The organism is Kosakonia sp. (genome assembly GCF_032104925.1).
Lineage (GTDB): Bacteria > Pseudomonadota > Gammaproteobacteria > Enterobacterales > Enterobacteriaceae > Kosakonia.
The window spans coordinates 248311-274710 of record NZ_DAMCGF010000006.1 but is presented as its reverse complement, the minus strand read 5'-3'; the positions used below and the strand labels follow the sequence as shown (position 1 = coordinate 274710).

23 protein-coding genes are annotated in these 26400 nt (G+C 57.9%); 7 read left to right on the top strand and 16 right to left on the bottom strand.

Going from position 1 to position 26400, the window contains the following annotated elements; translation table 11 throughout:
* Nucleotides 1-64: 64 nt before the first annotated feature.
* From RT644_RS14830 to RT644_RS14820, 3 genes are all read right to left on the bottom strand, one after another.
* Nucleotides 65-4240 carry an MBG domain-containing protein gene (locus RT644_RS14830; RefSeq protein WP_313627164.1) on the bottom strand — a complete coding sequence of 1392 codons (4176 nt, stop codon included), beginning with the start codon at nucleotides 4238-4240 and terminating at the stop codon, nucleotides 65-67.
* A gap of 278 nt (nucleotides 4241-4518) precedes the next feature.
* On the bottom strand, nucleotides 4519-5289 hold the full coding sequence (locus RT644_RS14825) for a hypothetical protein (RefSeq protein ID WP_020456971.1): 771 nt from the start codon (nucleotides 5287-5289) through the stop codon (nucleotides 4519-4521).
* A 1-nt stretch (nucleotide 5290) separates the two neighbouring features.
* Complete coding sequence (locus tag RT644_RS14820) at nucleotides 5291-5488, bottom strand: hypothetical protein (protein WP_020456970.1); 198 nt, start codon at nucleotides 5486-5488, stop codon at nucleotides 5291-5293.
* A 183-nt stretch (nucleotides 5489-5671) separates the two neighbouring features.
* On the opposite strand from RT644_RS14820, the gene leuA reads away from it, so the two are divergent.
* Complete coding sequence (leuA, locus tag RT644_RS14815) at nucleotides 5672-7342, top strand: 2-isopropylmalate synthase (RefSeq protein ID WP_313627163.1); 1671 nt, start codon at nucleotides 5672-5674, stop codon at nucleotides 7340-7342.
* Here the strand turns inward: leuA and RT644_RS14810 are convergent.
* The 7 genes from RT644_RS14810 to RT644_RS14780 form a co-directional block, all read right to left on the bottom strand.
* The gene (locus RT644_RS14810) at nucleotides 7332-8093 is read right to left on the bottom strand and encodes a helix-turn-helix transcriptional regulator (RefSeq protein WP_313627162.1); all 762 of its coding nucleotides are present in this window, start codon (nucleotides 8091-8093) and stop codon (nucleotides 7332-7334) included. The two genes, leuA and RT644_RS14810, sit on opposite strands and share 11 nt — an antisense overlap.
* Before the next feature lie 62 nt (nucleotides 8094-8155).
* Nucleotides 8156-8902: an IucA/IucC family C-terminal-domain containing protein gene (locus RT644_RS14805; protein ID WP_313627161.1), complete on the bottom strand. Its 747-nt coding sequence runs from the start codon at nucleotides 8900-8902 to the stop codon at nucleotides 8156-8158.
* Nucleotides 8889-9683, bottom strand: coding sequence for an ABC transporter ATP-binding protein (locus RT644_RS14800; RefSeq protein ID WP_020456966.1), 795 nt, complete (start codon nucleotides 9681-9683; stop codon nucleotides 8889-8891). The genes RT644_RS14805 and RT644_RS14800 overlap by 14 nt, the downstream gene beginning before the upstream one ends.
* Nucleotides 9684-9698: 15 nt before the next feature.
* Nucleotides 9699-10730 (bottom strand): iron ABC transporter permease, encoded by a 1032-nt coding sequence (locus RT644_RS14795; protein ID WP_313627160.1) that lies wholly within the window; start codon nucleotides 10728-10730, stop codon nucleotides 9699-9701.
* Nucleotides 10720-11706 carry an iron ABC transporter permease gene (locus tag RT644_RS14790; protein WP_313627159.1) on the bottom strand — a complete coding sequence of 329 codons (987 nt, stop codon included), beginning with the start codon at nucleotides 11704-11706 and terminating at the stop codon, nucleotides 10720-10722. The genes RT644_RS14795 and RT644_RS14790 overlap by 11 nt, the downstream gene beginning before the upstream one ends.
* Complete coding sequence (locus RT644_RS14785; RefSeq protein ID WP_313627158.1) at nucleotides 11703-12611, bottom strand: iron-siderophore ABC transporter substrate-binding protein; 909 nt, start codon at nucleotides 12609-12611, stop codon at nucleotides 11703-11705. The genes RT644_RS14790 and RT644_RS14785 overlap by 4 nt, the downstream gene beginning before the upstream one ends.
* A gap of 36 nt (nucleotides 12612-12647) precedes the next feature.
* Entirely contained in the window at nucleotides 12648-14744 is a 2097-nt protein-coding gene (locus tag RT644_RS14780) for a TonB-dependent receptor (protein WP_409521863.1), read from the bottom strand.
* A gap of 286 nt (nucleotides 14745-15030) precedes the next feature.
* Here RT644_RS14780 and RT644_RS14775 point away from each other — a divergent pair, with 286 nt between their 5' ends.
* The 3 genes from RT644_RS14775 to RT644_RS14765 are packed head-to-tail and all read left to right on the top strand — an operon-like array spanning nucleotide 15031 to nucleotide 17299.
* Nucleotides 15031-15450 (top strand): DUF2231 domain-containing protein, encoded by a 420-nt coding sequence (locus RT644_RS14775; RefSeq protein WP_313627157.1) that lies wholly within the window; start codon nucleotides 15031-15033, stop codon nucleotides 15448-15450.
* 11 nt (nucleotides 15451-15461) lie between these two features.
* Nucleotides 15462-16760 carry a sorbosone dehydrogenase family protein gene (locus tag RT644_RS14770; protein ID WP_313627156.1) on the top strand — a complete coding sequence of 433 codons (1299 nt, stop codon included), beginning with the start codon at nucleotides 15462-15464 and terminating at the stop codon, nucleotides 16758-16760.
* Nucleotides 16761-16819: 59 nt separating this feature from the next.
* The gene (locus tag RT644_RS14765; protein WP_045508879.1) at nucleotides 16820-17299 is read left to right on the top strand and encodes a tetratricopeptide repeat protein; all 480 of its coding nucleotides are present in this window, start codon (nucleotides 16820-16822) and stop codon (nucleotides 17297-17299) included.
* A 44-nt stretch (nucleotides 17300-17343) separates the two neighbouring features.
* Here RT644_RS14765 and RT644_RS14760 read toward each other — a convergent pair whose 3' ends face one another.
* From RT644_RS14760 to RT644_RS14750, 3 genes are read right to left on the bottom strand one after another with little or no spacing between them, the layout of a single operon-like run.
* The gene (locus RT644_RS14760; protein ID WP_313627155.1) at nucleotides 17344-18132 is read right to left on the bottom strand and encodes an ABC transporter ATP-binding protein; all 789 of its coding nucleotides are present in this window, start codon (nucleotides 18130-18132) and stop codon (nucleotides 17344-17346) included.
* A complete protein-coding gene (locus RT644_RS14755; protein WP_313627193.1) occupies nucleotides 18129-19157 on the bottom strand; it encodes an iron ABC transporter permease in 1029 nt (342 codons plus the stop codon). The genes RT644_RS14760 and RT644_RS14755 overlap by 4 nt, the downstream gene beginning before the upstream one ends.
* A 50-nt stretch (nucleotides 19158-19207) precedes the next feature.
* Nucleotides 19208-20326, bottom strand: coding sequence for an ABC transporter substrate-binding protein (locus RT644_RS14750; protein ID WP_313627154.1), 1119 nt, complete (start codon nucleotides 20324-20326; stop codon nucleotides 19208-19210).
* A 217-nt stretch (nucleotides 20327-20543) separates the two neighbouring features.
* Between RT644_RS14750 and RT644_RS14745 the strand changes: the two genes are divergently transcribed.
* On the top strand, nucleotides 20544-20969 hold the full coding sequence (locus tag RT644_RS14745) for a hypothetical protein (protein ID WP_045508868.1): 426 nt from the start codon (nucleotides 20544-20546) through the stop codon (nucleotides 20967-20969).
* A 91-nt stretch (nucleotides 20970-21060) separates the two neighbouring features.
* Nucleotides 21061-21630, top strand: a complete 570-nt coding sequence (locus RT644_RS14740) for a hypothetical protein (protein ID WP_313627153.1) — start codon at nucleotides 21061-21063, stop codon at nucleotides 21628-21630.
* Between the two features lie 75 nt (nucleotides 21631-21705).
* On the opposite strand, the gene mtnA is transcribed toward RT644_RS14740, so the two are convergent.
* Nucleotides 21706-22728 (bottom strand): S-methyl-5-thioribose-1-phosphate isomerase, encoded by a 1023-nt coding sequence (gene mtnA, locus RT644_RS14735; protein ID WP_313627152.1) that lies wholly within the window; start codon nucleotides 22726-22728, stop codon nucleotides 21706-21708.
* A 101-nt stretch (nucleotides 22729-22829) separates the two neighbouring features.
* On the opposite strand from mtnA, the gene mtnK reads away from it, so the two are divergent.
* Nucleotides 22830-24029 (top strand): S-methyl-5-thioribose kinase, encoded by a 1200-nt coding sequence (gene mtnK / locus RT644_RS14730; protein ID WP_313627151.1) that lies wholly within the window; start codon nucleotides 22830-22832, stop codon nucleotides 24027-24029.
* Nucleotides 24030-24065: 36 nt separating this feature from the next.
* On the opposite strand, the gene RT644_RS14725 is transcribed toward mtnK, so the two are convergent.
* On the bottom strand, nucleotides 24066-25310 hold the full coding sequence (locus RT644_RS14725) for an LVIVD repeat-containing protein (RefSeq protein WP_160270974.1): 1245 nt from the start codon (nucleotides 25308-25310) through the stop codon (nucleotides 24066-24068).
* Nucleotides 25311-25319: 9 nt separating this feature from the next.
* Nucleotides 25320-26384 (bottom strand): sugar ABC transporter substrate-binding protein, encoded by a 1065-nt coding sequence (locus RT644_RS14720; protein WP_313627150.1) that lies wholly within the window; start codon nucleotides 26382-26384, stop codon nucleotides 25320-25322.
* Nucleotides 26385-26400 lie beyond the last annotated feature (16 nt).

Below are 26400 nucleotides of genomic sequence, written 5' to 3'. Positions count from 1 at the left end.
GCTCAACAATGTCGGTGCTAAAAGTGAAGAGTGTGAAAATAAACGCATGAGTTATCTCTTATTTTTACTTGCCGGAGCAGGAAAGGGCTAAATCGGCGCCCATGGAACAAACCGCACCCGCCAGGCGAGGATCCGCCGTGGCGATAACCGCGTTATCCGCGCTACCAGCGCTGCTGGCATCATGGGTCACCAGCATCGTGTTACCGGTTAACTGACGCGTCACGTCCTGCGCAAAGACACGGTTGCCAATGGTGGCGGCTAACGGCGTCGCTACCGGTGTTGATGTCGGAGTCGGGGTTGGCGTGCCCGGCTGGTCATTTACCACAAGCGTACCGTCGATATAGTTGATGGTGTAATTACCCAGCCCGTTACCGGTGGCATTGGCGGCAATCACCGCGTAACTGCCCGCAATGGCGGTGCTGTCTGCGCCATCACTGGTGACATCCACGTGCGCGATCGCATCGCTGTTCAGCAGGCCGCTGGCGCTATAGCCCAGTTGCGCGGTACTTCCAACCGTTTTGCTGCCACTATTCGCGGTGATGGTCAGCGCAGCAGGTGTCACGTTCAGCGTGCCGTTGTAGCTAATAACGTAGTTGGACAAACCGCTGCCGGTTGCACCGCTACCATTGATGCCGTAGCTGCCAACATTAGCCGTCGCCGCTGCACCTGCGCTGCTCAGCGCCACGCCGGTCACCGTGTCGCCATTGAGCAGGCCGAGCACGCTGTAATCGCTCAGGCTGATAAGGTCGCCGTAGGTTTTGCTGGCGTTGCCGGCGTTGATCACCAGTTGTGCCGGCGTCACGTTCAGCGAGCCTGCGCCGTAGCTAATGGTGTAATTCGACAAGCCGCTGCCGTTCGCATTGCTGGCGTTGATGGCATAACTGCCCACGCCTGCGGTGATGGCGGCCCCTGCGCTGTTAAGGGCGACATTTGTTACCGTATCGCCGTTTAACAAGCCCACAATGCTGTAGCCACTTAGGTTCGCCGCATCGCCATAAACCTTGCTGGCGTTCGCGGCGGTGATGGTCAGCGTCGCGGGTGTGACGGTCAGGTTGCCGTTGCGATAGACAACGTTGTAGTTGCCAAGCCCGGTGCCTGTCACGTTGCTGCCCACAATGCTGTAGCTGCCAACGTTAGCCGTGGTGGCAAAGCCCAGGCTGGTATAGGTCAAGCCGTTCACGGAATCGCCATTGACCAGGCCTTGCGCGGAGTAATTCACACTTCCCGGGAACTGACCATACACTTTGCTGGCGTTAGCCACGTTAATGGTCAGCGTAGCTGGCGTCACCGTGGCGCCAACGCCCACAATGCTGGCTGGCTGCCCGTTGGGTTTAAGCGCGCTGACACCGGTGGTGTCCAGTGCATAGCTGCCGACGTTATCGGTGCTCCTAAGCCCGTTTGTCAGGCTGCCGCTGATAGCGTTCCAGAACCCGGCGCCGTAGTAAGTTGTAATCGGGGTCGTACCGTAGATAGCAGTTTGCGCCACGCCAACAATACCGGACACGCCGAACAGCGCCGGTGTAGCGGAACCGGTGGCCGGTGCCCAGACTTTATTATCCAGCCCGATAAAATTCGCGCTGTTGTTCATTTGCGCGGTGGTTAAACCGGTGATCGCTTCCGTACCGTTGGCACCGCGCCCGATGCCTGCCGCGACGTTATCGCTATTCCAGTAGAGGTTACTCTGCGTTCCGCTACCGCTTTTGGAACCCACCACCCCGCCAATCGCGCTGGGTGTGGAGGTCACGTTGATGGTATTGGTTGCAATGCTATTGCTGATCGTTCCGGTGTTACTGCCTGCCAGTCCGCCTGCCTGCGCGTTCAAACCGGCGTTAATCACGCCGGAGGAGTAGACATTGTTGATACTGCCGGCGTTATTACCGGTCAGCCCGCCGACATAACCAATCGCACCGCCCATCCCGCTGCCGGTAACGCTACCGGAAACGTAGCTTGCGCTAATCGTGCCGCCCGCCATGTTGTAGCCGGTCAGACCGCCGACATACTGCAAGCCGTTGCCGCTGGTGCCGGAGAGATTCAGGGAGCCGTCGAAATAACTTTGCGTAATGTTTTTGCTGTTCTGCCCGACCAGACCGCCCCAGTAAGACCAGTTAGAGCTGTTCGTCGCGCTAATTGACACCCCGGAACGGCTGTAGGAGATCTGCCCGGCGTTGTTACCCACCAGCCCGCCCATGTAGGCTGTGGCATCGGACGAGCGGGTCAATGAGCCAAGCACCGTAGAATAGGCGATAGTGCCGGTGTTGTAGGCTGCCAGCAGTCCGGCGTAGAACGGCGATGTCGAAGACGCGGTGAGCTGCGCCGAGTTCAGCCCCATGTTGCGGATGGTGCCGGTGTTATAGCCAAACAAGCCAACATAGGTATCCGCACTGTTAATGGTCAGGCTGGAGATGGTGTGCCCAAGCCCCGTGAAGATGCCGCTAAACGGCGCACTGGACGAGACGCCAACCAGTGAAGAGGTATATGTGTTGCCAATAGCAAGAATGTTTTGCGCCAGCGCGTATTTGCCGCCAAGCCCGGTGCTGTCAATGGCATCGAGATCCGCCATCGTGCGGATCAACGTGTAATTCTGCCCACCAATGGTCAGTGAGGCATTCGCGCCAGGTATTGTTATCTGTTTGCCGGAGAGCAGCGTGTAATCTTTGCCGATGCCATAGTTCAGCGCCAGGCCCGCATTCGCTCCCGTCGCCGAGATATTACCGTTAAGAATGATGTTGCCAGCCGCCGCCAGCGTTAAGGTGGTGTCGGTCGTCCAGCCAAGGTTCGTGGCAAGCGTGATGTCGCCATTCTGGCTGCCGGTCGAGCCGGTGGAGACCGTGACGTTGGCGGTCGAGAGCGCGTTTTGTAACGTGGTCACGTTAATAACACTATCGTCCGCGCTGGCGCTAAAACCGGAGCCACTATCCGCCGCCGAGGAGATGACCACGTTATGCGGATCCAGCAGCAGATTGCCGAATTTGCCGCTTTGCGCAGAGAGATCGGTGCTGCCGCTATAAGCCAGTTTGGCTTTGCCGGAGACTTCCGCTTCGCCACCTTTACCGGTGCCCGCGCCGCGTGCGCTGATTTTACCGCTGAAGGTTGTCTGGTTATCCGACCACACCACCACATCGCCGCCATTCCCCTGGGCTGTCGCATCAGCGGTGATACGGCTGGCGCTGTCAATGTGTGTATCCGTGGCGCGTTGCGTGCTGCCTTTGCCCTGACGCTCGCCGCCAATGTTAATGTTACCGCCGCCGGTTTTGCCGGAAGCGTCCACTTTCGCCCCCGCCAGTGCAATGTTATCGCCGGTGACAGTGATTTTCCCGCCTGCGCCGTCGCCCGATTTCGCGCTCAGCGTGCCGGAAAGCACCACATTGCCGCCTTCACCGCCGCCAATGACGATGGAGCCGTTCTGGCCGCTAACGCTGTCGGCTTCGACCACGCCGCTCAGGTTGATGGCGTTACGCGCCGCATTGCGCGCCGTGGCGGCTGTCATCACCACCGAGCCGCCCTGTGCCGACACCGTGCCGCTATTTTGGATCAGCGCCTCTTTCATGCCGGAATTACCCGGTACAGCGACCTGCAGGAAGCCATCGCCGGAGAGATCCAGGGTGGCAGACTCCCCCGCGCCCAGCCCCACTTTGCCGACCGGGACATTGATTAAGCCGTCGTTTTTGACGTTGCCGCCAATCAATGCGGCATAGCCGCCGCGACCAACGCTTATCACGCCTGCGTTGCTCACTTCAGCCGATGAACCGTTGCCGATGAAGACGCGCTTCCCTTTGAGGAAGTCTTCATCTTTGATGTCCAGCGTCGAGGCAACAAAGCCGCCGCCGGTTTTCACCGTGCCGCCCGGTGTAATGGCGATACCGTTCGGGTTCACCAGGTAGACCTGACCATTAGCCGTTATCGAACCGGCGATGGTGGATTTTGTTGTGCCAGTGACGCGGTTAAGAATGGCGGAAGAGCTGCTCGGCTGAACGAAATCGACCGAATTGCCCTTGCCGACGGAGAAACTGTTCCAGTTAACGATCGCCGTGCCGGAGTGCTGGTTCACCGTGACGGCGGAACCATTTTGCCCAATGGAGACCTGCCCTGCCGCGACATTCGCACCGGTGGGCAACTCGCCCGCTAGCGCCGGTGCGGCGCAAAGGGCACTGACAAACAGCGCGATAAAACGTTTTGTAAAAACCGGTGGCGTGTTACTGCCCTGGTGCTGAGCTGAAGAACGGCAAAACGATGATGTCATGAGCATCATTCCTGTGATGGCAAGAAGAGTAATGGGGTGTTTACTCGCAAGCTGCTCTTTGCAGAGCAACGTTACATCCCTTGCAGATCAACAGGTCTGAACTGTCGCTATCGCAGAATTATGTAAATGCGCCGTAACAATAAGGTTATCGTCACCTTAAGATAAATCTTTATCATTTCGGACATATCTCGTTGCATATTTTCACAAACAAAAATAAGCGATTGATTAGCTGAATGTTCTGCCGGGTAGCAATGTGCTGACCCGGCTAGCCGGAATGGTCAATGCTGGGGCGTTACGCGGTTGATGCCCATCGCCATCACCTGTGCCGGGTCGAACAGCGACAAACTCTCCACCTGCGAAAGCAGCAGTACTTTGCGAAAATCAAGCGCCGAGCGTGGTTCTGAAGCAAGGTCGATACCATGCTCGTCATACCAGGCGCTGTAGTTATGCTCGACGTGCAGATCGAGGGTGTTTTCATCGCGATAGCCGCTAAGCATGGGGATCAACACAATGTTGTTCGCATCGCCGCTATCAAAGGTGGCCGTGTGAATCATGCCAATGTAAATGCGTTGTGACTTGAGGGTGATCCACGCCAGATCGCCCTTTTCCATACACTGATAAATCAGCCCTTCCACGCCGTTAGCGCGCGAGAGGTGTTTATACAACTCGCGGCGGCCGTTGCTGTCCAGCCTGGCGCTGCCGGACCAGTTCGAGCGCCACAGGCAAAACAGCACCGCAAACGCGAGCATAATCACCACCGGCGCCTGGATGCCTAAAAAGCTCCAGTTCATAAAGCTCATATGCAGGTGGTGCTGCTCCGGGCCAAACACCGCTGGCCACGCATTCATCACCGTAGAGGTGATCAACAGACACAGCCACAGTAGCCCCGTCGCCAGAATGCCCTGTAACACGAAGACGCAGCCATACAGCGCCACGAGGAAGTAAACATCCCAGCCGAAGCTGCGTTTGAATTTAAAACGGGTGGAGAGATCGTGCGAGGTATACCAGTAGCCACAAACCATTAACACCATAAAGATAGCGGTTCCCATGCTACGCCCTCTTCAACGTGTCGACGTGGCGTTTGAAATCTTCCTGCACGCGCTGGCAATGAATATTCACCGAGGTATTGCCATCGGCATCAACCACAATGCGTTCGCCATCTTCAATGGCATCCTGAATGTCGTTGTGACTCATCACCTGTAACAATCGGTCCGGGCTTGCGAATAATGAATACAGCATTTTTTTCATTTCGTACCTCCGCAGCCAAGTATAGAAACCCTGCCGCGTGTATGGCGTTTTTCATCCGGATTCTTACTGCCGCACGGCTTTTCGCTCAGATTGTCACTTTTACGCAACAGGTTGTCCGTTACGCGGGGGCGACGAATAGTCGCGGCGTGGAAACTGACACCACACCCTGCGGAGACCCGAAAAATGTTAACGACCCCTGCTGAAAAATATCAACGCCACATGCCCGTAACGCTGCGCGATCGCCGCTGGCCGGATAACACGCTGACCCGCGCTCCGCGCTGGCTCTCGACCGATTTGCGCGACGGCAACCAGGCGCTCGCCGAGCCCATGGACGCCGCGCGGAAACTGAAATTCTGGGAATTGCTGCTGGACTGCGGTTTTAAAGAGATTGAAGTCGCTTTCCCGTCCGCGTCGCAAACGGATTTCAATTTCGTGCGCCAGTTGATTGAGGAACGCCGAATTCCGGACGATGTGACCATACAGGTGTTAACCCAGGCGCGGGAAGATTTGATTACCCGCACGTTCGCCGCGCTGCAGGGCGCGAAGCGCGCCACCGTGCACCTGTATAACGCCACCGCCCCGGTGTTTCGTGAGCAGGTTTTTCGCCAGAGCCGCGAGGAGATCGTCGCGCTGGCGGTAAACGCCGCGCGGCAAATTCGCGCCCTTTGTGAAAACGCGCCAGAAACCGAGTGGATTTTCCAGTACTCGCCGGAAACCTTCTGCTTTACCGAAGCGGAGTTTGCACTGGCGATTTGCGAAGCGGTGGCCGATGTCTGGGAACCGGGCGCGACACGACCAATGATCGTTAACCTGCCCGCCACGGTGGAAGTGAGCACGCCAAATGTCTATGCCGACCAGATTGAGCATTTTTGCCGCCACTTCTCGCGCCGCGAGCAAGTGTGCATCAGCGTGCATACCCATAACGATCGCGGCACCGGGATTGCCAGTGCGGAACTGGCGCTGCTCGCCGGTGCGGAGCGCGTGGAAGGTTGCCTGTTTGGCAACGGCGAGCGCACCGGCAATGCCGACCTGGTGACGCTGGCGCTGAATCTTTATACCCAGGGCATCGCGCCGGAGCTGGATTTTAGCCAGATGAAAAAGGTGGTTGAGATCGTCGAAGAGTGCAACCAGTTGCCGGTAGCGCCGCGTCATCCCTATGCCGGAGAACTGGTGTTCACGGCCTTTTCCGGCTCTCACCAGGATGCGATCAAAAAAGGCTTTGCCGCGCGGCAAAACACCCCGAATGCCTTCTGGGAAGTGCCCTATTTGCCGCTCGATCCGGCGGATATAGGCTGTAGTTATGAAGCGGTTATCCGCGTCAATAGCCAGTCAGGCAAGAGCGGTGCGGCATGGCTGCTGGAGCAGAACCACGGCCTGAATTTGCCGCGCAAACTTCAGCAGGAATTCAGCCAGCATGTGCAAAACGCGGCGGATGCGGACGGAAAAGAGATGTCGCAAATGGCTATCTGGAACCTGTTTCGCCAGACTTACGGGCTGGTGGAACATCCGCCACTGCAACTGATTGAATATGTCTGCACCAACCAGCCAGGGCAGCGCACCACGTTACAGGCGGAGATCCTTTGCCACGATAAAAAACTCAAACTCGACGCCAGCGGCAACGGCTTTCTTTCCGCCGCCATCACCGCCCTGTGCCGCAGCTTGCAGGTGGAGATCAACATTGAGAGCTACCACGAACATACGCTCGGCAAGCACAGCGACAGCCGCTCGGTCGCCTATGTCTGTTGCGAGGATAAACACGGCGCGCGCGCCTGGGGTGTCAGTATCGATAGCGACATTACCCGTGCGTCGTTGCAGGCGGTGTTAAATGCCGCCCGGCCGTTTATTACGAGGTAAAGTAATCGCCGGGCGGCACGCCCATTACCCGGCGAAACATGGCGCTGAAGGCGCTGGGGTTGGCGTAGCCGCACTCCAGCGCCACCTGCGTGACCGGCTCACCCTGCGCCAGCCGGGTTAACGCCGCCAGCAAACGCGCCCGCCGTAACCATTCGCTGAACTGTAAACCGGTCTGCTGGTAGAAATGGCGCGACAAGGTGCGCCCGCTCATGTTGACCTGGCGGGCAGCGTTTTCCAGCGTCCACTCACCCGCCGGATCGCGCCGCACCGCGTCACAAAGCTGCCTTAACCGCGCGGAAGTGGGTTCCGGCAGGCAAAACGGCAGCGTATTCATCAGGCGGATTTCATCCAGAATCAGTTCGTAAATGCGCTCCGTACGGCTGCCAGCCTGATACGCCTGTGGCAACTCCAGCGCGTTCAGAATCAGCGCGCGCAGCAAATCGCTGACCCGCACCACCTGGCAGACCACCGGTAAATCGGCCCGCGCCAGCGGTTCAACAAACACGCCGCGCGCCTGCACTTCCCCGTCAATACGCAGCGCATGAGACACCTGCGCCGGGATCCACACGCCACGCCCTGGCGGCACAATCCACATGCCCTGCTGCGTTTCCACGCGGATCACGCCACTCAGGGTGTGGATCAGCTGATCGCACGGGTGAGTGTGCCAGTGCTCATGCTCCCCGTGCCGGTAATCATGGGCGTAGGGGATCACTGCGCGTTGGGAAAAATCGAGGGCGAATGTCTGTTTCACGGCGCGACCGTTGTTATGTTGCAGGGTGACATTACCTTAATCACCGCCGCGCTCGCTGTCATTTATTTCTCCCGGCACAGCGGGCAGTTGTGGCAATACGCCACCGGCGTTGAGGCTTTGTAATAAAAACAGCAGGTGCGGCGAAAACGCACCATCTTGCCCGCTGCGTTCTTTTGCGCAGGCCGGCGAAAGCGCCTGAGCGGATTCCAGGGCGTAGCAAACAGATCGGGTGTGGCGGCGTCCAGCAGCCAGGCGAAATCCGCCTGCTGGCGCTGCGTCTGCTGGGCGTTCAGCCCCTCCATTCGCCCCTGGTAGAGCGAGTAAACGCGCACGGCGGTGTTTTCCCACAAAATAGCTTCCGGCAGGCCGCTTACCTGCGCCAGGCTCTGCCACAACGGCGATAAATAGTCGCGAAACAACGCGCCAACCACCGTTTCGCGCCATGCGTCGCGCTGGCCGGAAAGGTAATGCGTTACGTCAACATCCACCGGCAGCGACGAGCTCCACAGCCCGTTGTCGTGCGCGTACTCCACCCGGCTGGCGTAAAGGCTTAACGGCAAGCCTTTATCAAACACGCTCATTGCGTACAGCACATTGCCGGTCGCGAGGAATGCAAGCCGTTTGGCGAGCAGCGACGCGGCAATCGCCAGATCGGGCGCGCCAATCAGCGGCATCACCCGCGCTAACAGCGCGCGACAGCTTTGTGCATCCAGCAGCGCCTGTGCCGGTACGCTGCGCGCATCGGCTTGCGAGCGCGAACGCAGACGGAAAGTGTGTTGCAGGTACGAACGCTCTTCAACCGTCAGCATCGGACGCTCCCGGAAAAGGAATGCACAACGGTGTGTGGAAGAAAGGATCGTCGATGATGCGACAGCGCAGATTAAACACCTCGTTGACCAGCGTTTCGGTCATTATCTGCTGCGGCGCGCCCTCGGCGTAAACCCGCCCGTCATGGATGGCGACGAGGTGATCGGCATAACGGCAGGCGAGGTTGAGATCGTGCAGCACCATCACAATGGTTTTGCCCTGCTGCCGGTTGAGCTGGCGCAACAGTTCAAGGATCTCAATCTGGTGCGCCAGATCGAGATAGGTGGTCGGTTCATCCAGCAAGAGTGTCTCCGTGGCCTGCGCCAGCGTCATGGCAATCCACACGCGCTGGCGCTGCCCGCCGGATAACGCATCCACCGGGCGATGCTGCAATGCGTCGGTTGCGGTCAGGCGCAGCGCGGCATTCACCTGCTGCTCATCCTCTTGCGACCACTGGCGCAGCCAGTTCTGATACGGAAAACGCCCCAGACTCACCAGTTGACGCACCGTGATACCTTCCGGCGCGACAGGCGTTTGCGGCAAAATGGCCAGCTTGCGGGCAATTTCCGCCGTATTGCTGGCGTGAATGTCCAGGCCATCGAGAATAACGGTGCCGGAATGCGGCGTCAGCAAGCGCGCCATGGCTTTAAGCAGCGTGCTTTTGCCGCAGCCGTTGCTGCCAATCAGCACCGAGACTTTCGCGCCAGGCAGGGTTAAATCCAGCGCGTTAATCACCTGCCGCTGTTGATAGCTGACGCTCAGTTTTTGCGTTGAGAGAGACACATTTTCCCCATCAGATTACGTCCGCTGCCGAATCAGCAGCCACAAAAAGAACGGCGCACCGGCCAGCGCCACAAAAATCCCTGCCGGTAAATCAGCAGGCCGGAATAGCGTTCTGGCGAACAGGTCAGCGATAACCACCATACTGCCCGCGCTACAGACGGTGACATACGCCTGGCCGAAAAAGCCATTGCGCACCACAAGCCTTGCCAGGTGCGGCGCAATCAGCCCGACAAACGCCATCGCCCCCACCTGCGCAATCGCCCCGCCGGAGAGCACCACACAACTTAGCAGTAACAGCACCCGCAGCGGCTGCACCCGTACGCCAAGGCCGGTGGCCAGCGCGTCGTCCAGTTGCAGGGTTTTCAGATAGCGCGCCAGAAACAGCAGCACCGGCAACGCCCACACATACACCGCCAGCAGGCGCAGCACTTTGTCCCATGTAGCGGCATACACGCTGCCACTCAACCATATCCAGGCGGAAAAGGTGGTGGTCAGCGGGCTGAAGACCAGCACCAGCGTCACTACCGCGCCCGCCAGGGCTGAAACGCCAACGCCGGTGAGGATCAGCCGCAAGGGTGTCAAACCGCTGCGCCACGACAGCAGAAAGATCAGCCCGACGGCACAGGCCGCGCCGCCCATCGCCGCGTACGGCAAGGGCGCGCTGCCATATTGCAGGCTGAAAAAGGAGAGCCACAGCAACGCCCCGGCACTCGCCCCGGCGGTCACGCCGAGCGTATCCGGCGAAGCTAACGGGTTACGCACCAGCGTTTGCAGGATCAACCCGGCAAGCCCCAGCCCGCCACCTGCCAGCATCGCCAGCGCCACGCGCGGCAGACGCAACTGGTGCAGAATAAAGCTGTGCGCGCTGGCATCCGGTTGCACCAGCAGCCGAAGCGTTTGCGCCAGCGAGATCGCCACATCGCCAGTGTTCAGTGCCACCAGCGCGATCAGCAAAGTCATCGCCGTACAGCCGAGTAATCGCGGCAGTAAACGCCGGGAGTAGTGGCGGAAAAACGGCCCGCAGCGCAAAAGCTGACTATCCGGCATGGTTCCCCCTACGTTGCGCCAGCAGGATAAAAAACGGCGCGCCCATCAGTGCGGTCATCACCCCGACCGGCAGCTCCTGGGGCAAAATAACCACCCGCGCGGCGATGTCGGCGGCCAGTAGCAGTAACGCGCCGAGCAGCGCGCAGGCCGGAAGCGTATAGCGCAGGTCGCTGCCAAATAACTGGCGCGCCATATGCGGCACCATCAGGCCGACAAAACCGACATTTCCCGCCAGCGCCACGGCACAACCCGCCAGCCCTACTACCAGCATGCTCGCCAGCAGGCGCACCAGCGCGATGTTCAGCCCCAGCCCACGGGCAATCTCTTCTCCGGCGTTGAGCACGTTCATCTGCCCGGCGAAAAAGCAGGCGGCCACCACCAGCAGCGCACCGGGGAGCAGCATCGGGTAGACGAGCTGTACGTCATTGCCCGCAAGGCTACCGGCCAGCCAGAACAACATGGTGTCGAGACTTTCCTGATCGATAACAAGAATGGCCTGGGTAAAGGCATTGCACAGCGCAGTGATCGCCACACCCGCCAGCACCAGCCGCAGCGGATTAAGCTGCCCGTTGCTGACTTTACTGGTAAACCACACCAGCGTGCCGGTGGCGCAGGCACCGCTAAAGGCCAGCAGCAGCGTGATCCACGGATCGCCGATGGCAAAAAAACTGCCCGCCAGCACAATTAACAGCGCCGCGCCCGCATTGACACCAAACAACCCCGGCGAGGCCAGCGGATTGCGAGTCAAGGCCTGCATCAACGCCCCCGCCACGGCGAGAAACGCGCCAACGCCAACAGCCAGCACTGTGCGCGGCAGACGCGAGGTGCGAATAATGATATCCACCGCGCTGGTGGGATCGGCATGCAGCAGCGCCTGCGTCAGTTGGCTGAGTGAATAAAACCGCGCGCCGGTCATCATGCTGAGCAACATCAGCGCCACCAGCAGCAGACCGCAGAGCAGAAAACGCCCACTCATACGCGCCCCCGGTTGAGTGCCTGTTCAACATCACGGAGGATCTGGTTGGCGCCAAGAATGCCGCCGGATAAGCTCCACGGCACGCTGTCCACCTCCCACAGTAGCCGCGTTTTCACCGCGCGCAGTTGCTGCCACAGCGGGTGCGCGGTGAGGGTGTGGTACTGTCGCGTGATGGCCGGGCTGTTGGCCCGCAGCAAAATAAAAAACAGATCGGCATCCAGCAGCGGGATATTTTCCATGCTGGAAAAGCGCAACGACGCGCTGTGCGCCTGCATGGCCTGCGCATTCCAGGCAAATCCCACTTCAGACATCACCGAGCCGGGAAAGCTGTTCGCCACATAGCTGCGAATGTGATCGGGTCGCACTTCAATTACCGACACCTGCGGCGCACGCTGCCCGGCAAAACGTTGTTGCAGCAGGCTGCGCAGCGTGGCGATACGCGCATCCCAGCGCTCAAGGAGTTGTGCGGCGGAGCTGGTCAGGGCCATTTTTTGCGCCACCACCGTCAGCGTTTTTTTGAATTCAAAGACATCGTCGAGCAGCGTAACAGGTGCGATTTTCGCCATCAGCGGCGCGACATCCTGATGGCGAAATCGGGAAGCGAAAATGATATCGGGTTGCAGCAGCGCGATTTTTTCCAGCGCAGGCTGCGTCTCCAGCCCCAGTTGCGGCACGCCGGAAAGCTGCGGGCGCAAATAGCGATACACCGGTTTTTCCGCCCAGGATTCAACAATGCCGCAGGGCGTAACGCCCAGCGCGGCCAGGCTGTCGGTGGCCCCCTGAAACAGAGAAACCGCGCGCGGTACGCCGGGTTTGGCAAACAGCAATGGTGAGACACTGCACAACAGTAGCGCCTGTAAGCTGCGTCGGCGCGAAAGAGAGAAAGCGAGTTCGTTTTTCATCATCCACTCAAACCGCCCCGCTAACCGGGGCGGTAACACTCAAAAATCGAGACTGTAGCCCAGCGTCGCGGTGCGACCCCGACCGGCGAAATAGCGATCCGGATCGACTGACGCGCTTTGCGAATAGTAGGTGATGTACTGTTTATTCAGCAGGTTAGAAACCCCAAGGCTCACCTGCCCGTACGGCAGCTTGTAGCCGACCGCCGCATCCACCAGCGCATAACCGGAAAAGTCTTTTTCCGCATCGTCGAATGTCTTGCTGAGCGCCCAGTTGGCTTGCAGGAAGGTGCTCAGTTGCGCATTCCAGTTTGCCGACCAGCTGGCGATGATGCGATCCGGGGCGATATTTAAGCCATCGAGTTTCGCATCCAGGCTGCCGTTGTCATCGCTGTCATACCGGCCGCGCATGTGTGACCACGACAAGGTTAACTTGTGATCGGCATTCGGGCTGTAACCCGCGCTCACTTCCACACCGTCAATCTCGGTCTTTTCGCGACGGGCGACAAACGCGTCGTTGACCAGCTCAACGCGGCTGCCAAGCTTCGAGGTGGACTGGTAGTAGCTGGCTTCGAAATCAAACGGCGCGTGTTGTACGCGAAAACCGATTTCGCTGTTTTTGGTGACGATCGGTTTCAGACCGTTGTAGTCATCCAGTTTGATGCCCGGCGTGTCGATGCCGCGCAGCACGCGTCCGACATCCGGCACGGTAAACCCTTCGCTGTAGCTGGCAAACAGGCTTAACGGTTCAACCGGTGTCCAGACCACACCGGCGTTATACAGCGTCTGGTCGAACGATGGCGTGCCGCCTTCTACCGTCACGCGGTCGTTGGCCCACACGGTTTGATAACTGTCGATATTCAGCCGGGCATATTCATAGCGAACACCGCCGCTTAATTTCACCGATTCAACCGGCGTGTATTCCAGTTGCAGGAACGGAGACAGATCGGTGTAGTTAATTTCCGGAACGTAGGTGCGCCCGGTAGCCCATAAATCCTGTTTCGAGTTATCAAACAGGGTATCGAAACCCACCGTCGCTTTAATGCGGTCATCCCATAGATCGTCTTTGGTGAGCGCGATTTTGCTGCCGTACTTATCGGTATACGCACGGCTCTGATCGTACAACGTGCCGAGGGGAGCAATAGCCGGATCCTGGAACGACGAGGAATTGGTCGCGCCGAACAGCGCTTCATAGCGCTGATAATAGGCCAGCGCCGTCAGCTTCATGCCTGCCAGATTGTAGTTATCGTAGGTGGCTCCCACCGTCCACACATCGTTATGCGGCGCGCTGCCCGGCGGGTTACCTTTTTTCGAGGTGGTTACTTCACCGTCATCGCGATCGCCTCGCACGCTGACATAGTTATCTTTGTTTTTCAGGCGGTAACGGTTAAGGCTCAACTGTACGCGCTGATCGTTATCCAGCCAGTAACCCACTTTCGCCAGCAGATCCCAGGCGCGGGAGTCCATCAAATCGCCCTGCGTGTTATCCACGCCAATCGCGTGGTTATTGGCGTCTTTGAACAACCCCTGATCTTCGTAGCTCAGGGCGAACAGGTAATCGATGTACTCTTCGCTGCCGTTGATGCTGTAGTTGGTTTTATAGGAAAGCGTATCGCGGTTAAATTCCGCGGTGGGCGTGGTGGTTTCCACGCTGACATGCTGGTTGACGGTGCCCGGTTTCGCGCGTTTGGTGATGATGTTGATCACCCCGCCCGTCGCGCCGACGCCGTTGCTGGCGTTCGCCCCTTTGATCACCTCAATGCGCTCGATCATCGAAGCGTCGATGGTATGCATTTCGCGCCCGGTCGGGCGCAGCGGGTTTGATTGCGGTATGCCGTCAATCATCACCAGCGGTGTGCGCCCGCGCAGCGTTTCGCCACTGCCGGACATTTTCTGCCGTGACGGTGAAAACGACGGCACCAGGTTGCTGAGGATCTGCGAGGTATCGGAGGTAATTTGCCGCTGCTGGGCAATCTCTTTTTCGCTGATGACTTTGATGACCTGCGGGGAATCATTACGCGAACCGTCGGTGCGGGTGGCGGTCACAATCAGTTCATCATCACTGTTTTTCGCATCCTGCGCATAAAGTGGCGAGGCGAAAAGCAGAGCCATCGCGCCGTACAAAGGGGAAATTCTCATCTAAACAACCCTCAATTTTTATTATTCCCCACCGTTTGCGGGGATCATTCCGTAACAAAATCAAATGACAACAATAAGAAACATTTTGATACCGATTATCATTATCGATAAAAGAATGTAAAGTGAATATTTTCCAGGCGAAATTGAGGGCCGCCTGAAGAGCGAGACGTGAATGGAACAAACACAACATATAAGCAAAATTAATTAAATTTTGTGTAAGCGGTCTACCCTTTAACCAGCAGATCCTGTGGCTTATCCCGCTTGTTTCCACCAAAAGGAACGACCAATGCAAACACTCTCCGGGCCATCGCGCGCGACGCTTGCGCTTTACGAACTCTTTAATCCGCTGCCCACCGGCTTTTTTGTGGCAGCGTGGATCTTCGATATTCTGTACCTCAAAACCTTTCAAATCATGTGGACCGACGCGGCAAGCTGGCTTATCGCCATCGGTCTGTTGATTGCCATCCTTCCCCGGCTCATCAGCCTTGTGCAGGTTTGGGTAACGCAGCGCCATAGCGTTACAAACGCGGAAAAAATCCATTTCTGGCTCTGGCTGCTGGCGATTGTGCTGGCGATTTTTAACGCCTTTGTGCACAGCCGGGATGCTTACGCGGTGGTACCGCTTGGCGTGATCCTCTCAACGGCGTTAGTGATTTTGCTGCTGATTGCCCATCTTCAACTCGCCCTGCGCATGCGTGTCCAGTAAGGAAACAAACCATGAATATGCCTAATCGCTTACTGACCGTTGCCGCGCTCACCGCCCTGCTCACCGCCTGCGATCAGGGAGCAAACATAGACCCGATGAAGCAAGTTGGCCCAGAACCAGAGTTGCCAAAAGCGCAGAATTTCCTGTTGCCGCCGATGCAGGTGCCGGAGGGCGTGGCGTGGAAAGCGGGAGAGACACCAACAGTTCCGCAGGGGTTAAAAATCGAAAAAATAGCGGATGGCCTGCTGCACCCACGCCAGCTGTACGTTTTGCCGAATAACGACATCCTGGTCGCCGAAGCCAATGCCCCGGAAAAACCGACCACGCGCCCGAAACAGCTGATTATGGGTCTGGTGCAAAAAGCCTCCGGCAAAGGCGGCCCCGGCGGTAACCGCATCACGTTGTTGCGTAACGCTGGAGGCACATGGCAAAAGCACACATTTATTGAAAACCTGCACTCACCGTTTGGCATGCAGTTGATAGGAAATACCTTGTGGGTCGCCAATGCCGACAATCTGGTGAAATTCCCGTATCAACAAGGAGAAACCACCCTCAGCGCGCCGGGAGAAATCGTCACCGAACTGCCCGGCGGACCGATTAACCACCACTGGACAAAATCCCTGCTCGCCAGCCCCGACGGCAGCAAACTCTATGTAGGCGTGGGTTCCAACAGCAATATCACCGAAAACGGTATCGGCGCGGAATATCGCCGCGCGGCGGTGCTGGAAGTGGATGCCTCCACCGGCGCGAGCCGGATCTATGCCAGCGGGCTGCGCAACCCGACCGGGCTGCAATGGGAGCCAGAAAGCGGTGCGTTATGGGCGATCGTCAACGAACGCGACGAAATTGGCTCCGATCTGGTGCCGGACTACATGACATCGGTAAAAGAGAAGGGTTTCTACGGCTGGCCATATAGCTACTTTGGGCAGCACGTGGACGAGCGCGTCAAACCACCGCGCCCGGACTTAGTGGCGCAGGCCATCAAGCCGGATTACGCGCTCAGCTCGCACGTCGCACCGCTCGGGTTCTTGTTCTATACCGGCGACAATATGCCGCAATATCGCGGCGGCGCGTTTATCAGCGAGCATGGAAGCTGGAACCGTAAACCGCTCAATGGCTACCAGGTGGTGTGGGTGAAATTTGCCAACGGCAAACCGGTTGGGCAACCGCAGCCGGTCGTAACCGGTTTTCTTACCGATGATCAGAAACAGGTGCGCGGGCTACCGGTCGGGCTGGCGATGGATAAACAAGGCGGCGTGCTGATTGCCGACGATGCCGGTAACGCCATCTGGCGAATCAGCGCGCGCTAATCTTGTCGCTGCCTGTTCCCTGCTTTATAACGTTCAGACACGCTTAATGGATGAAAACGATGGATAGCAGATTGCAGGCAGCGATTGCGCTGCGCAAACAGGGTCAACACGATAAAAGCCGTCAGGCGCTGCAAGCGCTGGCAGAAGAGCCCGCGCTACGTGCGCAGGCGTTGCTCAATATCGCCTGGTCGTATGATAACGAAGGCAAAGAGCGCGACGCCGAGCCTCATTACCTGGCGGCGCTTGCGGCCGGATTAAGCGGTGAAGATAAGTTCGAAGCGCAGTTTGGGCTGGCGTCAACGTGGCGCTGCCTGGGCAAATACGCGCAGGCGAAAAGCTTGTTTGAAGAGATCATGGCAAGCTGGCCGCAGGCCACCGAAGTGCGGCCATTTTATGCTTTGTGTCTGCACAATCTTGGCGAACACGACAACGCCATTGCCGTGCTGCTGGCGTCGATTATTCAGCATCCCGACGCCCGCACCGAACCCTATAAAGCCGTGCTGCACCACTACGCGCAGCACCCGCATCAACGCTGGTGACCGGTGTAGCGGTGCCGTTTGCCGCAGTGGACGGCGCGCTGGGACTAGCTTGCCTGCTGGGTTAAACCGTCAATGATCACCTGCTTCATCCCTTGCGAGCAGGGTTCCACACGCCCGCGCACACCGTAGACCTGCGCCAGACTTTCCGGCGTTATCACCTCGCCAGGTACACCGTTCGCCACTAACTCGCCTTGTTTGAGGATCAGCACATGGTCGCCGTGGCGCAGCGCGATATTGATATCGTGCACCACCACCACGGTGACGATATTGCGGCTGCGCGTTTCCCGCTTCACCAGATCCATCACGTGGAACTGGTAGTTGAGATCCAGCGCGCTGAGTGGTTCATCGAGCAACAACAGTGAAGGCTGGCGGATCAGCGATTGCGCCAGCCCGACTAACTGTTTCTGCCCGCCGGAGAGCTGGTCGAGGTAGTGCAGCGCCAGATGCTCGATACCGAGCTGGCGCAGGAGCGACATCACTTCCGCCTGCTTTGCCGCGCTGTGTAAGCCGCCGGAAGCACGTTGTGCGACGATAATCGACTCCAGCACATGCAAATGAACGCCCGCTGGCAGCGATTGCGGCAGATAGACGACCTGCTCGGCGCGTTTTGCAAACGGCTGGCTGAGCAGCTCTTCGCCATCGAGCAGCAATTCCCCTTCTGCTTTGTTCAGCCCGGCCATTGCCCGCAGCAGCGTCGATTTGCCGCTGCCGTTTGGCCCAAGCAGAATTGTCACTTTGCCGCGCGGCAAATGGGAAATATTGAGATCGCGAATAATCTGTCGCTTGTGATAGCCCGCGCCAAAACCGCGCAGGCTCAGGCCGCTCTGGCTCATACACTCCCCCGGTGGCGCACAATGGTGGTGATAAAGAACGGCACGCCAACCAGCGAGGTGACAATGCCCACCGGAATAATTACCCCGTCGATCAGGTTTTTGGAAACGATAGAAGCCAGCGATAACACCAGCGCGCCAATCAACGCGCTACCCGGCAGATAAAAACGGTGATCCTCGCCAAACAACATGCGGGCAATATGCGGAGCGACCAGGCCGATAAAACCAATCGGGCCGACAAACGCTACCGACAGCGCCGACAAGATACTGATGCGTAAAAGCGTTGCCAGCCGCAGGCGACGCACGTTAATGCCAAAACTTATCGCCCGATCTTCGCCGAGGCGCAGCGACGTCAGTTTCCATGAACTGAGCATCGACAGCGGCATAATCACCGCCAGCGCCAGTAGCAAAATGCCAAGTTTCTCCCACGACGCGCGGGCAATGCTGCCCATGGTCCAGAACACCAGCCCCTGCAGCGTGTCTTCGTTGGCGATAAATTGCAGCATCGACACCAGCGCGTTGAAGGTAAACACCAGCGCGATACCGAACAGCACCACGCCGGAGGTCGCCACCTGCGTCCAGCGGGTAATACCGTCCAGCAACAGCGCCGCCAGCAGCGCAAAAAGAAACGCGTTCGCCGAGATAAACCACTGCCCTGGAACGCCGGGAATACCGATACCAAGTACAATCGCCAGCGCCGCGCCAAACGCCGCCGCCGACGACACGCCCAGCGTAAATGGGCTGGCTAACGGGTTATTCAGGATGGTTTGCATCTCCGCACCCGCCAGACCCAGCGTGAGCCCAACAATGATCGCCATCAGCGCGTACGGCATGCGGATATCCCAGACAATCACCCGCGTTCCGGCATCGGCGCTCGCCGGGTCAACCAGCGTTTGCCACAGCGTATCCAGCGGCAAACCAGAGGGGCCGAGGGTGAAATCCAGCAGCATTGAGGCGGCAATGAACACCACCAGCAGCGCCAGTAAACTGACGCGGCGGCGAAGGATCACGCGGTAGTTGAGCATCAGGCTGTCCGCAGCCGTCTCCTGCCTCTGCTCGTTTGTTTCCAGCGTGGTACTCATTTGCCCTGCTGCCAGCTATAGACGAAGTTGTTATCCGGCAGTTTGGTGAAGTTTTTGATGATGTGATGGTAGGTCGCATCCGGGTTCAAATCCGCAAACGCCTGCGGATAGATATCTTTCGCCAGATATTCCATGCCGACAATGTTGTACGGATGGTTGTAGAAGTGGTGGTAAACGCCATACACACGTTTTGCGCTGAGCGCCGGGATCTGCGCGACACCGGTGCGTTGCAGCAGCACCTGCGCCTGTTTATTGACCTCATCTTGTGAGACGTTCAGCCCAAGCGGCAGCACCTGGCTGTTGCCCCGTTTAGAGCCGGTCATGATATAGACATCCGGGTTGGCGCTGATGAGTTTTTCAAGCGAGATAAACCCGGTTGCACCCGGTAGCAGCTCAGAGCCAAGGTTCTTCGCGCCTACCGCTTCAACCAGCCCGCCCCAACCGCTGTGCCCGTGGGTAAAGCAGCAGCTATCCGCGTTACCGGCCAGCGCTTCGACGAATACCTTCGGTTTCGGGTTGATGGCGGCGGTTTTCTGCTCAATCGCTGCTAATTGCTGGCGATAATAGGCGGTGTACGCCGCCGCGTTGCTTTCGCGGTTAATCACTTTACCCAGCAGATCGATACTCGGCGCGGTGTCTTTCGCCGGGTTCACTTCGTAATCAACAAACAGCACCGGAATGTGCAGCGCGGTCAGTTTAGCCAGCACGCCGCTATCGGCCAGCGCCGGTTTCGCGCGCAGCTGCGCAATCATCAGATCTGGCTGTTTCGCCAGCACGCTTTCCAGATCAACATTGCCTTTATCGCTAAAGCCCATGTCCATAATGCGGGTCGCTTCCGGCCACTGGGTTTTCAGCATTTCCCAGGTGGCAATGTCCTGTTTTTTCGCCAGATTGTTCCATGCCACCAGCCGTTTAAACGGATTGTCGCGATCCAGCAGCGCCATCGTCATGATATCGCGCCCGTCCTGCAAAATAATGCGTTGCGGTTCGTGTTCAATGGTCACTTCGCGGCCATCGAAATCGGTTACGGTGAGCGGATATTGCGTGGCGTGCGCCAGCATGGGAACAGCGAGTAAAGCGGAGAGCACGAACGTATAGATTGATTTCCCTTGCATAAAAAAACAACCCTGCAGATAGTCAGATATTAATGATTTTGATAATTATTATCATGTCTAAATAAACGAAACATATACAACATCAAAAAATAGGCTGACCGCAACCCCGCGTTAACATCCTGATTCGTTTTCTCTTTTGCTGACATCGTTTCTTACGGATTTTCACCGCCGCGATGGATTACCTTCGTGCTTTGCCAAAAACCTGCGGAAACGGTTGATGAAATACGCCCTGTTTTTATTCCTTTGTACCTTTATCTCCAGCGTGCGCGCGGATGATGCCGTCCGACTTCACTGCCCGACACGCGGCAACCTGACGGTCTCTTTTTTTGACTACAACCTGATAACCATGAAGTGGAGCGACCATTTTCAGGTCGCGGCGGGCAAAGAGCGCAGCAAAACCAAAGCGGGCGTCCCGTTCTGGAGTACCACGTTTGGCAACGGCGACAACTTAGCCTTTTTCCCGGATTCCGGTCAGTACTATCTTTTTTATGCCGGCGCGAATGCGCCTGAACAGTGCAGCGAACTGGGCAGTTTTGTCTACCCGGTGATCACCCCGCCGCGCTATGACAAAAACGCCAGTACGCCGCAAAGCCAGGCCAGCACCATTGATAAGGATGTGATTTTGCTACACCCGGCGACCTGAATTTCCCCTACCCAATCCAGTAGCCTCCCTTTGTGACACGCCGCAAGGCGTGTATGCTGCCAGCGCCGCTGCGGCATACAGGGAGGTCATCATGCAAAAATTCATTATGTTGATAGTTATCGTGCTGCTTTCGGGCTGCGCGACGACGTCGCCAATGCCGGAATGGGACAACATCAACGCACTTGAAGTGCGCCAGGATCGCATCACCGCCTATTCCGACCATTACGCCTACAACTTCATCCGCAACGACCCGCATGCTGATGCCTACGCCCGGTACGCTGAGTTTTATCAGGAGTTTGCCAGCCATGTTCCCGGCGTTGCTGTTAACTTTGTGGTGAAAGATAAAAAGGTGACGGCTGAGTACAAAGCGCTCGTTGATGTCTCCGGGCTCAGTGCCGCGCAAATTGAGCGCCTGCGTTATCACTACGGGGCAAACATTATTGAGCCGAATAAAAAGCTGGCGGTGACCTTCAGAGCGCAGGGTGACGTGGTCTACATTCTGCAACACCCGTACGGCCCTGATACCCGTACGCTGGAAAAACCGGTGACCGTCACGATTAACGACACCACCAAACAGCATGTCTCGTGGACGGCGCCCCTACTGATCCCGGCGTTTCCACTGATTATGATTTACGGCTGCGCCACCGGGCCGTGCGTGTGATCGGCGCCGTTTCCCGCATAGAGAGTTACCGCCGTCTGGCAAGCAAACAGCGGTGTTAAGCCGGTACGTTGGTAATTAGCGTGGCTGGAAGATCCCGTTCGCCACATCAGCAGGTGTCACCACGCCGCTGTCAAGTACCCAGACGCTGATGAGCGCCGCCGGTGTGACATCAAATGCCGGGTTGTAAACCCGCGCATTTTCCGGCGCCCAGTTCACTGCGCCAAAACTCCCGGCCACCCCGGTCACTTCCGCGGCAGCGCGCTGCTCAATGGGAATGGCATCGCCATTCGGGCAGTGCGGGTCGAGCGTGGTTTGCGGCGCAGCCACATAAAACGGCACGTTGTGGAATTTCGCCAGTACCGCCAGCGAATAGGTACCGATTTTGTTCGCCACATCGCCATTGGCGGCAATGCGATCGGCGCCAACCCATACCGCATCCACCTGCCCTTTCGCCATCAGGCTGGCGGCCATGGAATCAGTAATTAACTGATACGGCACCCCCAGCTCGCCCAGTTCCCAGGCCGTTAGCCGCCCGCCCTGTAATAATGGGCGGGTTTCATCCACCCACACATGGGTAATTTTTGCCTGCTGATGCGCCCGCGCAATGACACCCAGCGCGGTGCCGACGCCCGCTGTCGCCAGCCCACCGGTGTTGCAGTGGGTCAGCAGTCGGCTGCCCGCTTGCACCAGCGCGCTGCCCGCTTCGGCAATGTTGTCGCACAACTGTTTATCTTCTTCGACAAGCCGCAGCGCTTCGGCGGTTAACGCCGCCACAAAGTGCTCCTGCGTGAGCGCCTGTTTCATGCGATCAAGGTTATTCATCAGGTTCACCGCCGTCGGGCGCGCCGCGCGCAACGTTTCCAGCGCCTGCGCCAGTTGGTCGCGGTTTGCGCCCTGTTCTGCCAGCAGCGCCAGCAATAAGCTGGCAGAAAGGCCAATCAACGGCGCGCCACGCACCCGTAGGGCATGAATATGGCCGACAAGATCCTCTACCGTGCTAGCCGGTAGCCACTGTTTCTGCTGCGGTAAGGCCTGTTGGTCGAGAATAAATAATTGATTGTCGGCGACTCGCAGGCTGGTGGTCTGTAATGGCTGCATTGCGTTAAATCCCTGTTGCGTTGTTGTAGCGTATTGTGTCAGGATGACGTTCGGATGTATAGACGTCTAAATGGCTTTATTAGCAAAAGAGGATCGAGGCAATGTCGCAATACCGTACCTTCTCCGCCCGCGATGCCGTGGCGTATGCACAACAATTTGGCGGCCTGGACAACCCGTCCGAACTGGTGGACGCACAGGAGGTGGGCGACGGTAACCTCAATCTGGTGTTCAAAATTTTCGATACCCAGGGTGTGAGCCGCATTATTGTCAAACAGGCGCTGCCCTATGTGCGCTGCGTGGGTGAATCCTGGCCGTTAACGCTTGATCGCGCCCGGCTGGAAGCGCAAACGCTGGTCGAACATTACCGGCACAGCCCGCAGCATACGGTAAAAATCCACCACTTCGACCCGCAACTGGCGGTGATGGTAATGGAAGATCTCTCCGATCATAAAATCTGGCGCGGCGAGCTCATTAACAATGTGTTTTACCCGCAAGCGGCTGCGCAACTGGGTGAATACCTGGCGCAGGTGCTGTTTCACACCAGTGATTTTTACCTCCATCCGCATGACAAAAAAGCGCTGGTCGCACAGTTCATTAACCCGGAAATGTGCGAAATCACTGAAGATCTGTTCTTCAACGATCCCTACCAGGTTCATGAGCGCAACAACTACCCGGCGGCCCTGGAAACGGAGGTCGCCGCCCTGCGCGATGACGCGCAACTGAAACTGGCGGTGGCGGCGTTAAAGCACCGCTTCTTCTCTCACGCCGAAGCACTGCTGCACGGCGATATTCACAGCGGCTCGATTTTTGTCGCCGACGGTAGCCTGAAGGCGATTGACGCCGAGTTTGGTTACTTCGGCCCCATCGGTTTTGATATCGGCACCGCCATCGGCAACCTGCTGCTCAACTACTGCGGTTTACCAGGGCATCTGGGCATTCGCGATGCGGCCAGCGCGCGTGAACAGCGTCTGGCCGATATTCAAACCCTGTGGACCACCTTTGCCGAGCGCTTCCAGGCGCTGGCGCGAGAGAAAACCCGCGACGCGGCGTTAGCGCAACCGGGTTATGCCAGCGCCTTCCTGAAAAAAGTGTGGACCGACGCGATCGGTTTTTGCGGCACGGAGCTGATTCGCCGTAGCGTTGGGCTTTCACACGTCGCCGATATCGACACCATCAACGATGAAGAGATGCGCCACGCCTGCCTGCGCCACGCCATCACGCTCGGTAAAGCGCTGATTGTCATCGCCGAGCGCATTGAGAACGTCGATGAATTGATTGCCCGCGTGCGTCAGTACAGCTAACGCAGCCCTCTCCCCCTGTCGGGGGAGAGAACCTCACTACCCGAGATACTCGATTATCGACAACCCGCCGTTGTAATCGGTGCTGTAGATAATGCCGTTCGCATCAACAAACACATCGCAAGACTGGATCACGCGCGGGCGTGCAGGCCGCGTATCCATCATCTTCGCTGGCGCGGCAGGCACCAGCGCGCCGGTTTCCACCGGGCGATACGGGTTAGAAATATCGTAAGCCCGCACGCCCGCGTTCTGGTAAGTGGCGAAAATCAGCGTCGAGCTGATAAAGCTGCCAGGGCGATTTTCGTGCAGATTGTGCGGCCCGAAATGCGCCCCTTTCGCCACATAATCGGTTTCGTCCGGTTGCGGGAACGTCGAGATGCTTACCGGGTTTGACGGCTCACGAATATCAAACAGCCAGATCAGCTTCTCGCCATCTTCCTGATTGTCGAGCACCGCTTCATCCAGCACCACCAGCAAGTCCCGGTCCGGTAGCGGCAGCGCGGTGTGCGTACCGCCGCCAAACGGCGGGCTCCAGTTGCGGTGGCTGATCAGCTTCGGCTGGGTTCTGTCTTTCACATCCAGTAGCGTTAACCCGCCGTCGCGCCAGCTACCGTACGCCGTATCCCCGGCGATAATCGCGTGGTGTAGCGCATAGCGTTTGCCTTCCGGCCACGCTGGCGTTTCCCCTGCGGCCTGGTTCATTCCTGGCAGCCACCAGCGCCCGGCAACCTGCGGTTTACGCGGATCGGCCAGATCGATGGTCAGGAAAATATAGTCGGTAAAGCCGTCGATCAGCGCCGAGACATACGCCCAGCGCCCGCCCACATACCAGATACGGTGAATGCCGATGCCGTTGAGCGACAGGAAGCTGATTTCGCGCGGTTTATCGGGCGTGGAGATATCAAAAATGCGCAGCCCGGCGCTCCAGCCTTTGTCCTGCACATCGCTGACCGTCTCGCCGACCGAGCGGGTGTAGTAGACCTTTTCATCGGCAAAGCGCGCATCGGCGAACAGATCGCGCGCGTTGATTACTAAAAGCAGATCGTCATGGGCTTGCAGATGCACATTCCAGGTGCCCGGCGGGGCCGGGACGTAACCGGCGGCTTTCGGGTTTTTCGGGTCGCGCACATCCACTATCGAAAACCCCTGCGACACCATATGCCCGATATAGGCAAAGCCACGGTGCACCATCAGTTGCACACCGTCCGGGCGACCGCCCTGATCGCTGTGGCCAATCAGCCGCATATTGCGGCTGTATTCAGGACGCGGTAATTCACTCGCCATGTCCGTTCCTTACTTGTTTTTCGCTTCCAGCGTGGCGAACCACGGCGCGATAAAATCTTCCGTCTGGCCCCAGCCCGGAATGATTTTGCCGAGCGACGCCACATTCACCGCGCCCGGCTGGCTTGCCAGCAGCGCTTGCGGAATGGCAGCGGCTTTAAAATCGTAGGTGGCAGGGGTCTGTTCACCGGCAATTTTATTGGCGATGAGGCGCACATTGGTGGCACCAATCAGTTTCGGATCCACCGCCACGCTTACTTTCCACGGACTGCCCGACTCGCGCATCAGTTGCAGATCCTGGTTGGAAACGTCGATGCTGTAGAGTTTGATCTCGGTGCGACCGTTCTCTTTCAGCGCTTTATACGCGCCCTGGCTGAACGCATCCCAGGTGCCCCAGATCGCATCAATCTGCCCTTTCGGGTATTTCGCCAGCACCGCGCCCACTTTATTTGCCGTGTCGCCCTGCACATCGGAAGAGACCGCGCCAATCGACTCCAGCTCTTTAATACCTGGATTGGCTTTCAACAACTCGGCGTAGGCGGCCTGGCGGCGCTCCATCGGCGGGAAACCGGCGACCCACAGTTTGATAATGTTGGCTTTGCCGTTGAAATCTTTCACCAGCTCGCCAAAGGAGAGTTTGGTTAGCGAGGCGTCATCCTGCTGCGTCACCGTCACGCCCGGAATTTCACCGTTAACAGCGGTATCAAACACCGCCACTTTGATGCCCGCAGCGACCGCTTTTTTAATCAGATCGGTGGAGTACGGATCGCGCCCCTGCGACAGAATAATGCCGTCATATTTCTGACTGATCGCCTGGTTAACGAAATCCTGGAATTTGGCGTCATCACCGTTGCTCAAAAAGGTGCTGATTTTAAAACCGAGTTTTTTTCCTTCCTGCAACGCGCCGGAGACAAACTGGGTGGTGTTATCGTCTGACCCCAGGTTGCGGATAAGCGCAATGCGTATCGGGCCGTGGTGATTAGCAATGGCGTCCGGCACCGGCGAAGGTGTCGTGGCGTGTCCTGGCAGCGCGCTCAGTAAGCCCAGCGCCAGCAGTGAGAGTGCAATTTTTTTCATCTGTTTTCCCCTGAAG